The organism is Streptomyces sp. NPDC048275 (assembly GCF_040652275.1).
GTDB lineage: Bacteria > Actinomycetota > Actinomycetes > Streptomycetales > Streptomycetaceae > Streptomyces.
This window is the reverse complement of record NZ_JBEZLR010000076.1, coordinates 19,757-31,379: the sequence shown is the minus strand read 5'-3', so window position 1 is coordinate 31,379 and position 11,623 is coordinate 19,757. Positions and strand designations below refer to the sequence as shown.

Genomic DNA, 11,623 nt, shown 5'->3' with positions numbered 1-11,623 from the left:
TGGGGGTTCCTTGTCAGAGGTAGTGCCGCTGGGTGAGCTTGTGGGCGGCGTACGTCTCGTACGCGCCGCGGGTGGAGTCCAGAGCGGAGGCCTGGCTGACCGGCACGTCCCACCAGCCGTGCGCGGGCGGGTTCGGGCCGTACAGATCGGTCTCGACGTGCACGACGGTGGTGCGGTCGTTGGCCTTCGCTTTCTCCATCGCCGTACGGAACTCGTCCACGGAGGCGGCGTGCAGGACGTCCGCGCCGAGGGAGGAGGCGTTGGCGGCGAGGTCGACGGGCAGGACGTCACCGTCGATGAGGCCCGAATCGCCATTGCGGAAGCGGTACTTGGTGCCGAACCGCTGCGAGCCGAGCGACTCGGACAGTGCACCGATGGAGGCGAAGCCGTGATTCTGGACGAGGACGATGATGACCTTCAGGCCTTCGGAGACCATGGTCACGATTTCCTGAGCCATCATCAGATACGAGCCGTCGCCGACGAGTACGACGACCTCGCGGGACGGATCGGCCAACTTGACGCCGACGCCGGCGGCGATCTCGTATCCCATGCAGGAGTACGCGTACTCGACGTGGTAGGCCTTCGGGTCCCGCGCCCGCCACAGCTGCTGCAGGTCGCCGGGCATGGAGCCGGCGGCGTTGATGACGACGTCACGGTCGCCGAGGACGTCGTTGAGGGCGCCGAGGATCTGGGTCTGGGCGGGGAGCTCGCCGGTGTTGCGGTCCGAGGCGAAGCACTTGTCCTCGATCTCCCGTGTCCGGGCGATGAGTTGACGGATGCGGTCGCGGTACCCCTGATCCACCTCCCAGTCCGTCAACGCCCCCGCGAGTGCTTCGATGCCGAGTCGGGCGTCGGCGACCAGCGGCTCTGCCGAGTGCTTCACGGCGTCCAGGCGGGCCACGTTGAGGTTGACGAACGTGACGTCCGGGTTGCCGAACACCGTGTGGCTCGCGGTGGTGAAGTCGGAGTACCGGGTGCCGATGCCGAGGACGACGTCAGCGTCCTTCGCCAGCTCGTTGGCTGCGTACGAGCCGGTCGAGCCGATGCCGCCGACCGCGCAGGGTTGGTCCCAGGACACCGCGCCCTTGCCGGCGTGCGTGTCGGCGACGGGGATGCCGGTGGCCTCGGCGAAGGCCCGCAGCTGGATCTCCGCTCCGGAGTAGACGGCTCCGCCGCCGGCGACGACGAGTGGCTTCCTGGCCGTACGCAGGAGAGCTGCGGCCCGCTGGATCGCCTGGGGTTCCGGCACCGGGCGGCCGATGTGCCAGACCCGGCGCCGGAAGAACGCGACCGGCCAGTCGTACGCCTCGGCCTGGACGTCCTGCGGCAGCGCGAGGGTGACGGCGCCGGTCTCGACCGGGTCGGTCAGCACCCGCATGGCGGCCAGCGCGGCCGGGATCAGCTGCTCGGGGCGCGAGATCCGGTCGAAGTACTTGGATACGGCCCGGAAGGTGTCGTTGACCGTGACGTCCCCGCCGCGGGTGTCCTCCAGCTGCTGCAACACCGGGTCGGCGGCGCGGGTGGCGAACATGTCGCTGGGCAGCAGGAGCACCGGCAGCCGGTTGGTGGTGGCCAGCGCCGCACCCGTGATCATGTTCGTCGAGCCGGGTCCGGTGGACGCCGTACAGGCAAAGGCCGCCAGCCGGTCACGCATCTTCGCGTACGCCACCGCAGCGTGCACCATGCCCTGCTCGTTGCGGGCCAAGTAGTAGGGGAGATCCGCCTCTTGGGTGACGGCGGCCTGGAGCAGCGCCTGCCCGATCCCGGCGACGTTGCCGTGCCCGAAGATGCCCCACGCGCCGGGGATCAGCCGCTGCTCCTGGCCGTCGCGTTCGCTGTACTGGTTGGCCAGGAAGCGGACGAGCGCCTGGGCGGTGGTGAGCCTGATCGTTTCCATCACTCGGTCTCCTTGGCGCCGAACGGCAGCCGGGGGTCGGTCTCCTGGGACTCCCAGGTGCCGCGGACCCAGCCGTGCGCGGGGTCGTCGCAGATCAGCCAGGCGCGGTCCTGGCCGGGACCCGCCATGACGTTGAGGTAGTAGAGGTCGTAGCCGGGCGCGGCGATCGAGGGGCCGTGCCAGCCGTGCGGGATCAGGACGGTGTCGCCGGAACGGACCTCGGCGAGCACGTCGATCGGGCGCTCCTGGCTGCCGTAGACCCGCTGGTAGCCGAAGCCGCCCTCGCCCGCGACCTCGAAGTAGTAGATCTCCTCCAGCTCGGACTCCACGCCCGGGCGCGCCTTGTCGTGCTTGTGCGGCGGGTACGAGGACCAGTTGCCGCCGGGCGTGAGCACCTCGCACACCAGCAGCTGTTCGGCCTCGAACGTGCCGGGCAGGCAGTAGTTGTTGACCTGCCGGGAACAGGCGCCGGCGCCGCGCAGCTCCACCGGAATGTCCTCCTTGCGCCCGTACCGAGCGCGGAGGCCGCCGCGCTCGGTACGGGCGGAGGGCAGCGCATACGTCCCGCCGCACGCGCTGCTGATGAGGGCCTCCGACGCGCGCGGCAGGTACGCGAAGTCGGTGACCGAGGTGAACACCCCTGTTCGGCCGTCGAGTTCGAAGGTCTGCCCGTCGACGGTGACGGTGCAGCCGCCCGTCAGTGGCAGGACCAGGAACTCGGACTCCCCGGTCGGCAGGGGGTGCGTCTGGCCCGGCTCCAGGGTGAGGATCCTGAGGCCGGAGCAACCCCAGTCCGCCGACTCGGGCGTGACCAGGAGGTCGTAGGGGCCCTCGGCCGAAGTCCCCTTGGGTAGGTGGTACTTGCTCCCATTGCTCACAGCAGGCTCACCGCCCGGTCCACGGCGCCGGCGACGTCGCCGGTGGAGGGGTAGAGGAGGGAGCGGCCGACGACCAGACCCTGTGCGGTGGGGAGTTTGAGGGCCTTGCCCCAGGAGGCGAAGGCCGCTTCGGGGTCCTTGACCTCACCGCCGAGCAGCAGCGCGGGCAGCGTCGAGGAGGCGAGGACCCGTTCCATGTCGTCGACGACCGGCAGCTTCAGCCAGGTGTAGGCGGTGCGCCGGCCGAGCCCTGCGGCGATGGTGATCGACTTGATGACGGCGTCGGGGGAGAGGTCGTTGCGAATCCTCCCGTCCTGCCAGGTGGAGAGGAACGGCTCGACCATCGCGATGAGTTGACGGTCATTCAGCTCGTCGACCGCGTGCGCGGTGTTCTCCAGGACCGACGGGGTCGCCGGGTCGTCGAGCGCGATCCGCGTGAGCATCTTGCCGCCGTCGAAGCGCATCGCGGCGATCGTCTCGGCGTCGTATCCGGTGAACCGGTCGTCGATCTCGAAGACCGAACCCGCCAGCCCGGCCCGGTTCATGGAGCCGAAGACGCTCTTGCGGTCCAGGACGCCGAGCAGCAGCAGGTCTTCGAGGATGTCGGCGGTGCCGAGGACGCCGGTGACGCCGGGTCGTTCCAGGGCTGTGCACATGCGGTCGAGCAGTTCGAAGCGGTCGGCCATGGCGGACGGGGCGCCACCCACCGCGTTGGCGCCGCGCGCCGGGTGGTCGGCGGCGATGATCATCGCCTTGCCGTGCTCACCGAGAGGTGACGAAGCTCTGACGCGCCGGGCGGCCGCCGCGGCGATGGCACCCGGGTCCTTGACCCTGGCGTCCACGATCCGGCTCACCTTCTCAGACCGCACTGCTCACCTCTCGCAGCTTGTTGTCGACCTCGGCCTCGGTGGGCATGGCGTCGGAGCACGCGAGGCGGCCCGCGACCAGGGCGCCCGCCGCGTTCGCGAAGGACACCGCGCGTGCGGTGTCCCAGCCGGACAGCAGGCCGTGGCAGAGCGCGCCGCCGAAAGCATCACCGGCGCCGAGCCCGTTGACGACGTCGACCGGGACGGGCGGGGTCTCGCAGACGCCGCCGTCGCGGTCCATGGCCAGGACGCCCTTGGGGCCCTGCTTCACGACGGCCAGTTCTACACCGGCGCCGAGAAGTGCCTTGGCGGCGGCGTACGGCTCACGCTCCCCGGTGGCCACCTCGCACTCGTCGAGGTTGCCGACGGCCACGGTGGTGTGCCGGAGAGCCTCCGCGTAGTACGCACGCGCCTCGGCGGTGTCCTGCCAGAACATGGGCCGCCAGTCGAGGTCGAAGACGGTGGTCCCGGACTTGGCCCGGTGCGCCAGGGCCGCGAGTGTGGCGGAGCGGCTCGGCTCCTCGCTCAGGCCGGTGCCGGTGATCCAGAAGATCTTGGCCTGGCGCACGGCGTCGAGGTCCGTTTCGTCCGGGCGTAGGTCCAGGTCAGGAGCTTTGGGCAGCCGGTAGAAGTACAGCGGGAAGTCGTCCGGCGGGAAGATCTCGCAGAACGTCACCGGGGTCGGCGCGATGTCCGACGTCCCGACGAAGCGACTGTCTACGCCGTAGCTCTCGAGGGCCTTGCGCACGAAGTCGCCGAACGGGTCCCGGCCCGTCTTGGTGATCACGGCGGCGCTGCGTCCGTGCCGCGCGGCGGCCACGGCGACATTGGTGGGGCTGCCGCCCAGGTACTTCCCGAACGAGGTGACGTCCGCAAGCCCCACGCCTGTCTGGAGCGGGTATACGTCCACGCCTACTCGGCCCATGGTCAGCACTTCGAACGACATCACGCTGGTTGTCCCTTCGCTCCGGAGATCCCGGGCTGACGAGTTGTGACTGCCGCGCTCTACTAGCGCGCTCTAGTGCGAGTACGATGGCCTCTGTCCAAATGTCATGTCAATAGGTTGTTGCCGCGAGATTTCGTGAGCGGCTGACGGGGTGGGGAGCGCGGGAGGATGGGTTCACAGGTGGACGGGTCGGGGAAGCAGCGCCCCACCATGGCGGATGTGGCCACACGGGCCGGGGTGTCCCGGGCGCTGGTCTCGATCGTCTTCCGCAACCAACCGGGAGCGAGTCAGGACACCCGCGAGCGAGTGCTGCGCGTCGCCGACGAGATCGGCTACCGCCCCGACAGCGCGGCCCGGCTCCTTGCTCGCGGCCGTAGCCGCACGCTCGGTGTGATGCTGACCGTCCACCAGTCGTTCCAGGCGGACCTCGTCGAAGGCATCTACCCGGAGGCCGAACGCCTCGGTTATGAGGTCCTGCTCTCCGCCAACGCTCCGGGCCGCAACGAGGCCAAGGCGATCGAGGCCCTGCTCAGCCACCGCTGCGGCGCGTTGATCCTGCTGGGACCGGGGTCCGACGCAGCCGACCTGGACGCTCTCGGGCACCGCACGGTCGCCGTCTCGGTCGGCCGCCGGGTGCCGGGCGCCCACCTCGACAGCGTCCACACGGCCGAGAGCAAGGGCGTACGACAGGCCATGGACCATCTGATCGAACTGGGCCACCGGCGGATCGTGCACATCGACGGCGGCCGTCAGTCCGGCTCGGTGGAACGCCGCCGCGCTTACCGCGCCGCGATGCGCCACCACGGCCTCGCTGAAGAAATCCGGGTGATTCCGGGCGCCCACGACGAGGACGCGGGCATCGACGCGGGCCGACTGCTGGTCGCGGAGCGCGACCGCGGGCAGCCCCTACCGACAGCGGTCCTCGCGGGCAACGACCGTTGTGCGACGGGCCTGTTGATGGCGCTCACGCGCGCGGGCGTCGACGTTCCGGGCGAGGTGTCGGTCGTCGGCTACGACGACAGCCACCTTTCCCACCTGATGCCGCTCGGCCTGACGACGGTCCGTCAGGATGCCCTGCTCATGGCGGAGTACGCGGTGCGATTCGCCGTGGAGCGGCTGGAGAACGGGGAGTTGGAACTCAGGGAGGCGGTACTGGATCCGAAGCTGGTGGTACGGGGGACCAGCGGCCCGCCTCGCGAAGGGCGAGAGGTGTAGGACGGGTCCGCCCTGGATCGGGGCTTCTCACACCGGCTTCACTTCGTCGCTCTCCCCGCGCGCATGGCCCGTGCCGGCAACCCGCGTGGCACCACAGCGATGTGGATCCACGATCACCTCGACGGACTGGGGCGTGATGAGGACTTCGCCTCCTGGTGTCCCCGCGATGGCCGTCCGGGGCTCTCGCCTGCCGGGCTGACCATCGCCGATGGAGGTGGCTGCGGCGTCGCGGACCAGGGCCACTGCTTCCTTGAGCTGGTGGGTGAGGCAACGGCCGTCATGACGCCGCATCCGAGTTGGCCCCGTCGCCCAGGCGGATCATCGTGCGACGGCCGGACAAACACGGAGTGCGTCTGCGTCAGGGGGCAGGTGACCGTGCCGGTGCGATTCCGTACTGGCACGGTGGCGCCCGCGACGAAGTCTCTACGCGCTTGTAGGTGCAGCCTGTTGTACGACCTCGAAGGACCACAGTGTGGACCCGCTCGCTGCCGGCTTGGGGCGCTCGCTGCTCTCCGCGTCACCGCTCTGGTGGGCCGCCTTCATGGGGCCCTCCATCCAGGCTTGGAAGGACTCCTCGTCACGCCACCGCGTGTAGACGAGGTAGCTGTCGGTGCCCTCGACGGGGCGGAGGAGTTCGAACCACTCGAATCCGTCGGAGTTCTCCACGGCATGGGCACGGGAGGCGAAGCGCTTCTCCAGCGTCTCCCGCTGCTCGGTGGGGACGGTCAGTACGTTGATTTTGACGACGCTCATGTCCCCATCCTGCCGTACGGCGGTCGCCAGGCGAGGAGCGGCTCGTACAGGTGTGTCTCCGCTGGGCACCGCCCGGCCACGTGAGCGCCGCGAATGCCGCCGGCAAGGGCGTGCAGGCGGCGTCCGGGTCGAGGTCGGTGATGTCCAGGCAGAGGAAGGGCGGACAGGGCTCATCGCCGTGCGCGCCCAGCAGGGCGTAGGCGTCGGCGGCGTGCAGGCCCTGGTCCAGATCGCCATCGCCGCGATGGTCCCGCCCCGCGAACGCGGCCGGTACAGCGGCTACCTCAGCAGCGTCACGGCTCTGTCCACCATCGGCGGACCGCTGCTCGGCGGTTTCATCGTCGACACCTCATGGCTGGGCTCGCGGTGGTGCTTCCTCATCAGCCTCCCGGTCCTCCGACGCGACAACGTGAAGATCGACTACCTGGGCGCAACTCTGATCGCCCCGGGCGTCAGCCTGGTGCTCATCTGGATCTCGTTCGCCGACAGTTCGTTCGGCTGGGCGGCCCTCCGGTTCATGGCGCCGTTCGTGGAGCCGACGTGCTGCGGCGGACCACGAGGCGAGGTGTCATCGTCGTCTGCATGGCGCGGTCGCGGTGACCCTCGACCCGCTCGATGAGCATCTTCGCGGCGGTGGCCCCCATGGTGTGGCCGGCCTGGTCGACGCTGGTGAGCTGTACGGGCGTCAGTGCGGCGAGGGCGGTGTTGTTGTAGCCGGCGAGGGACAGGTCGTCCGGCACGGTCAGGCCCAGTTCGTGTGCCGCGCGGTAGACGCCGAGAGCGGCGACGTCCGCGCCGGTCATGATGGCCGTGGGCGGCTCAGGGCTGGCCAGCAGCCGCATCCCTGCTTTGTAACCGCCGTCGTCGGAGTAGGCGGCGTGGAAGACGTGTGCCCGGTCCCCCAGGCCATGGCGTTCCATCGCCTCCAGATATCCCTCGGTCAGCACGATTTCGGGGGTGCGCTTCCACAGGCTCGACTTGGTTCCGGGCGACGCCACCAGGGCGATCCCGTGGTGGCCGAGGGACACGAGGTGGTCCACGACGAGCCCCGCTCCGACGCCGTCCGCGTCCACGACCGAGTCGTGGACGTCGGCGTTGTCGTGGTGGCCGATGACGACTGTGGGTGTGGTGGAGGCCATGGCGAGTACTTCGCTGCGCGGTGTGCCGGGGGCGATCAGGATCAGGCCGTCCATCTGGCGGTCCGCCATCGCGCGAATGGTTCTGGCCTGGTTGTCCGCACCGAATCCGGCCGCCCCGATCAGCACGGTGTACTCGCTGTCGTGCAACTGGTCGCGGATGCCCTCGAGGATGTCGGCGAAGAAGGTGTTGCGGATGTTGTCCAGCAGCACACCGATCGTGTAGGTGCGACCGCGCATGCCACGGGCGGCGGCGTGCGGCCGGTAGTCCAGTTCGGCCATGGCGGCCCGGACCCGCTCCTGCATCGCGGCGCTCACCCCGTAGGCGTTGCGCAGCACTCTGGAGACCACGGCGGTGGACACGCCGGCGTGCTGAGCCACATCCGTGATCGTCACGCGCTTCTTCTGCTTCGGCGCCGATCCCATGCCTGGCAACCCCCGAGTCTTCAGTGATCTATACAACGTTCTCCATGATGGCATGCGCAAGCCGCTGGCCTGGAACTTTTTTCTACGAGGTTACGGGCTTATGTCTTGACGCAACAGTGGGTGGAGTGCAATCTAGTCCCCACTTCGGATAGAGAACGTTATCTAAAACGTCTCCCGTTCGGGCCCTCGGCCCTGGACCTTGCCACCCCGTACCTGAAGCTTCACTGCCGAGAGGGAGCCAGCTGTGATCGTTGATTCGTCCCGTGCCTCAAGAGCACGGATCACCGGCCTGACCGCGAGCGCCGCCGCCGTGGTGGTGTTCGTCTCCGCATGTGGCGGCACGGGTGGGGGCTCCGCTTCGTCGCCCAAGAACTTCAGCTATCTCACGAACGTCGAGAACGCCACGGTGAAGACGGCCCTGGGCACGTTGTCGAAGGGCGCGTGCGCAGCGGAGAACAAGGCGCTGCCGCTGAAGGTGGACACCGTCCCGCAGACGAGCCTGGACCAGAAGCTGCAACTGCTGGCCGGCCAGAACGCCCTGCCGGTGCAGTTCGCGGCGGGGAACGCCCCGGCTCTGACCGATCAGCTCTACAAGTCAGGCAAGATCGCCGACCTGGAGAAGAAGCTGACGGATCTGGGCGTCTACGACCAGATCGAGCCCTCCGCCGTCTCCACCATCAAGGCGCTCTACGACGGCAAGCTCGAGGTGCTGCCGTACGAGTACAACATCGAGGGGATCTTCTACAACAAAAAGATCTTCAGCGACAACGGGCTGTCGGTGCCCGCCACCTGGGACGAGCTGGTGTCCGCCGCGGCCAAGCTGGAGTCGAAGGGCATCCAGCCGTTCTCCGCCTCCGGTCAGCAGGGCTGGCCGATCACCCGGCTGGTCAGCGGCTACCTGTACCGCAGCCTGGGCCCGGACGCGCTGAGGGACGTCGCCGACGGCAAGGCCAAGCTGACCGACCCGGCCTACGTCAAGGCGGCCCAGGAGGTCGCGGACCTGGGTAAGAAGGGCTACTTCGGCAAGGGCGTCGGGTCGATCGACTACGACACGTCGTTCAACACGTTTCTGACCGGCAAGGCCGCCATGTTGTACATGGGCAGCTGGGCCCTGATGAACATCGCCGACCCCGAGCAGGACAAGATCGGCGCCGAGAACGTCGGCTTCATGCCGTTCCCCGCGGTCGCCGGCGGCAAGGGATCCATCGACCAGTACCCGTCCAACGTCGGTCTGGCGATGACCTTGGGCGACAGGACCTTCGACAGCAAGGTCGGCAACTGGGTGAAGTGCATCGGCACGAACTACGGCAGCACGGCGCTGAAGGACCAGGGCTCCATCTCGGGGTTCAAGGCCAACACGCCCGTCAAGGACCCCAATGAGCTGACCGCGCAGGTCCGCAAGACCATCGGGGACTCGAAGCAGAACGTGCTGTGGTTCGAGGCCCTGTTCAGCACCAAGGCAACGACCGTGAGTCAGACCAATGCGGCGAGCCTGCTGAGCGGCAGCATGAGCGCGGCGAACTTCATGCAGACCGTGCAGGACGCGCTGTCCAGTCCGTGAGGTCCGGCGCTGCCGGCTCAGGAGCACCAGACGCACCGCTCCTGACCCGCCGCCTCACCCGACAGGCTCGGCTTCCCAAAGAAGTGGACACCACTCATGCACCGCGTACTCGGTGACCGCAGGGCCATCGCGATCCTGGTAGGTCCCGCCCTCCTCGTCTACTCCCTCATCATGCTGATCCCGATGGTGTGGTCACTGGGCTACTCCTTCACCAAGGGCAACACCATCGACGGCTTCACCGGCAACGGCGTCGCCAACTTCACCCGCCTTTTCGACGACCCGGCCGTCGGCGACGCGCTCTGGTTCACGCTCAAGTACGCCGTCGTCGTGACCATCGGACAGGTTCTCGCCGGCTACCTCCTCGCTCTGCTGTACGTCTTCTTCCTCAAGCGTGCCTCCGCGCTCGTGCGCACGCTGGCGTTCTTCCCGGTCGTCCTGCCGACCGTGGCCGTCGGCCTGCTCTTCCAGAAGCTCTTCCAGGTCGCCCCGCAGACCGGCCCCGTCAACTCGCTGCTCAACGCCGTCGGCCTGGAGTCCATCGACTGGTTCGGCACGGCCGGACACGCCTTCTGGGTCCTGGTCGTCATGGACATCTGGCGGTCGATGGGCTTCTACGCCGTCCTTCTCTTCGCGGGCCTGGTCGACATCCCCGAGGAGGTGCTGGAGTCGGCCCGCCTGGACGGGGCCTCGGGGCTTCGGCTGGTGCGCCACATCGTGATGCCGCTGTCGTTCCCGGTGCTGATGTCGTCCCTGATCTTCAGTATCAACGGAACGCTGAAGGTCTTCGACTCCATAGTCGCCCTGACCAACGGCGGCCCCGGCAGCGGCACCACCCCGCTGACCCTCTACATGTTCCAGACGTCGTTCACGTACAGCGACTACGGCTACGGAAGCACCATCGCCCTGCTGCTGACCGTGGTGTGTCTGCTGGTGACCCTGGTCGTCTTCCGCATCTCGCGGCGCGACCTCACGAAGGGCTGAAGCCATGCCAGTCGACTTGCCCCTCAAGAGCGCGGCGGCCCGCGGCGGAGGCCACGGGCCCGTGGGGACCGGCACCCGGCCGAGGCGTCGCCGCCCGGGACGGATCTGGGTGAAGGTCGTCACCGGCCTGCTGCTCGTCGTCGAGATCTACCCCCTGCTGTGGATGTTCCTGACCTCGCTCAAGTCCAACAGCGACTACCTGAACAACTCCACCTGGAGCCTGCCGACGACGTGGGAGTGGGGCAACTACAGCGAGGCCTGGAGCACCGGCCACATAGGCCTGTACGTCCGTAACAGCCTGCTGGCCGTCGTCCCTTCCCTCGCGCTGATCCTCCTGCTCGGCACCGCGGCCGGATTCGCCCTGCAGATCATGGTCTGGAAGGGCCGCAGCCTCACTCTCCTCATCTTCCTCGCGGGCATCATGGTGCCCTCCCAGATGATCCTGCTGCCCCTGTTCACGGTCTACTTCCAGGCCGGGCTGTCCGGCACCCTGTGGCCGCTGATCCTCACCTACACCGGCACCGGCCTGCCGCTCACGGTGTTCATGATGGCCACGTACTACAAGACGGTGCCCCGGGAGCTGTTCGAGGCGGCCACCATCGACGGCGCCGGCATCCTGCGCGCCTTCTGGACCATCAGCATCCCCATGGTCCGCAACGCCATCCTGACCGTCGGCCTGGTGCAGTTCTTCTTCATCTGGAACGACCTGCTGATCGCGCTGACCTTCACCAACAACCAGGACCTGCGCACCATCCAGGTCGGCCTGCTCAACTTCACCGGTGATTTCGGTGCCACCCAGTACGGACCGCTGTTCGCGGCCATCTGCATCAACATCTTCGGCACGCTCGTGATCTACCTGTTCCTGAACCAGAAGGTCATGAAGGGCCTGACCGGAGGGGCCGTCAAGGGCTGAACCCCGCACAACTCCCCGCACCCTGCCGGTCGTTGCACCGCCCACATCACG

Annotated in this window: 11 protein-coding genes and 1 pseudogene; 5 read left to right on the top strand and 7 right to left on the bottom strand. The window is 68.3% G+C overall.

Annotated elements, in window-relative coordinates:
• Positions 1–13 precede the first annotated feature (13 nt).
• From iolD to iolC, 4 genes are read right to left on the bottom strand one after another with little or no spacing between them, the layout of a single operon-like run.
• Positions 14–1,897 carry a 3D-(3,5/4)-trihydroxycyclohexane-1,2-dione acylhydrolase (decyclizing) gene (gene iolD / locus AB0D57_RS33830; protein WP_362081916.1) on the bottom strand — a complete coding sequence of 628 codons (1,884 nt, stop codon included), beginning with the start codon at positions 1,895–1,897 and terminating at the stop codon, positions 14–16.
• Positions 1,897–2,775 carry a 5-deoxy-glucuronate isomerase gene (iolB, locus tag AB0D57_RS33825; protein ID WP_362081913.1) on the bottom strand — a complete coding sequence of 293 codons (879 nt, stop codon included), beginning with the start codon at positions 2,773–2,775 and terminating at the stop codon, positions 1,897–1,899. The genes iolD and iolB overlap by 1 nt, the downstream gene beginning before the upstream one ends.
• Entirely contained in the window at positions 2,772–3,644 is an 873-nt protein-coding gene (locus AB0D57_RS33820) for an aldolase (protein WP_362081910.1), read from the bottom strand. Before AB0D57_RS33820 ends, iolB begins: the two co-directional genes overlap by 4 nt.
• Positions 3,634–4,587, bottom strand: coding sequence for a 5-dehydro-2-deoxygluconokinase (gene iolC / locus AB0D57_RS33815; RefSeq protein ID WP_362081966.1), 954 nt, complete (start codon positions 4,585–4,587; stop codon positions 3,634–3,636). Before iolC ends, AB0D57_RS33820 begins: the two co-directional genes overlap by 11 nt.
• A gap of 210 nt (positions 4,588–4,797) precedes the next feature.
• Here iolC and AB0D57_RS33810 point away from each other — a divergent pair, with 210 nt between their 5' ends.
• Positions 4,798–5,802 carry a LacI family DNA-binding transcriptional regulator gene (locus AB0D57_RS33810; protein WP_362081963.1) on the top strand — a complete coding sequence of 335 codons (1,005 nt, stop codon included), beginning with the start codon at positions 4,798–4,800 and terminating at the stop codon, positions 5,800–5,802.
• Positions 5,803–5,829: 27 nt separating this feature from the next.
• Here AB0D57_RS33810 and AB0D57_RS33805 read toward each other — a convergent pair whose 3' ends face one another.
• The gene (locus tag AB0D57_RS33805) at positions 5,830–6,093 is read right to left on the bottom strand and encodes a hypothetical protein (protein ID WP_362081907.1); all 264 of its coding nucleotides are present in this window, start codon (positions 6,091–6,093) and stop codon (positions 5,830–5,832) included.
• Positions 6,094–6,225: 132 nt separating this feature from the next.
• Positions 6,226–6,555 (bottom strand): antibiotic biosynthesis monooxygenase, encoded by a 330-nt coding sequence (locus AB0D57_RS33800; RefSeq protein ID WP_362081904.1) that lies wholly within the window; start codon positions 6,553–6,555, stop codon positions 6,226–6,228.
• Positions 6,556–6,724: 169 nt separating this feature from the next.
• Here AB0D57_RS33800 and AB0D57_RS33795 point away from each other — a divergent pair.
• Positions 6,725–7,036: pseudogene (locus AB0D57_RS33795) on the top strand (MFS transporter); the annotation flags it as partial.
• A gap of 34 nt (positions 7,037–7,070) precedes the next feature.
• Here the strand turns inward: AB0D57_RS33795 and AB0D57_RS33790 are convergent.
• Positions 7,071–8,117, bottom strand: a complete 1,047-nt coding sequence (locus AB0D57_RS33790) for a LacI family DNA-binding transcriptional regulator (RefSeq protein WP_362081901.1) — start codon at positions 8,115–8,117, stop codon at positions 7,071–7,073.
• A gap of 244 nt (positions 8,118–8,361) precedes the next feature.
• Between AB0D57_RS33790 and AB0D57_RS33785 the strand changes: the two genes are divergently transcribed.
• From AB0D57_RS33785 to AB0D57_RS33775, 3 genes are all read left to right on the top strand, one after another.
• The gene (locus AB0D57_RS33785; protein ID WP_362081898.1) at positions 8,362–9,678 is read left to right on the top strand and encodes an extracellular solute-binding protein; all 1,317 of its coding nucleotides are present in this window, start codon (positions 8,362–8,364) and stop codon (positions 9,676–9,678) included.
• Positions 9,679–9,774: 96 nt separating this feature from the next.
• Entirely contained in the window at positions 9,775–10,659 is an 885-nt protein-coding gene (locus tag AB0D57_RS33780; RefSeq protein WP_362081895.1) for a sugar ABC transporter permease, read from the top strand.
• 4 nt (positions 10,660–10,663) lie between these two features.
• Positions 10,664–11,572 (top strand): carbohydrate ABC transporter permease, encoded by a 909-nt coding sequence (locus tag AB0D57_RS33775; protein WP_362081892.1) that lies wholly within the window; start codon positions 10,664–10,666, stop codon positions 11,570–11,572.
• The last annotated feature ends 51 nt before the right edge of the window (positions 11,573–11,623 follow it).

Coding starts and splice junctions, on each gene's coding strand:
- AB0D57_RS33805 (WP_362081907.1), bottom strand. CDS start 6,093: ATGCGGCGTCATGACGGCCGTTGCCTCACCCACCAGCTCAAGGAAGCA.
- AB0D57_RS33800 (WP_362081904.1), bottom strand. CDS start 6,555: ATGAGCGTCGTCAAAATCAACGTACTGACCGTCCCCACCGAGCAGCGG.
- AB0D57_RS33790 (WP_362081901.1), bottom strand. CDS start 8,117: ATGGGATCGGCGCCGAAGCAGAAGAAGCGCGTGACGATCACGGATGTG.
- AB0D57_RS33810 (WP_362081963.1), top strand. CDS start 4,798: ATGGCGGATGTGGCCACACGGGCCGGGGTGTCCCGGGCGCTGGTCTCG.
- iolC (WP_362081966.1), bottom strand. CDS start 4,587: ATGTCGTTCGAAGTGCTGACCATGGGCCGAGTAGGCGTGGACGTATAC.
- iolD (WP_362081916.1), bottom strand. CDS start 1,897: ATGGAAACGATCAGGCTCACCACCGCCCAGGCGCTCGTCCGCTTCCTG.
- AB0D57_RS33780 (WP_362081895.1), top strand. CDS start 9,775: ATGCACCGCGTACTCGGTGACCGCAGGGCCATCGCGATCCTGGTAGGT.
- AB0D57_RS33775 (WP_362081892.1), top strand. CDS start 10,664: ATGCCAGTCGACTTGCCCCTCAAGAGCGCGGCGGCCCGCGGCGGAGGC.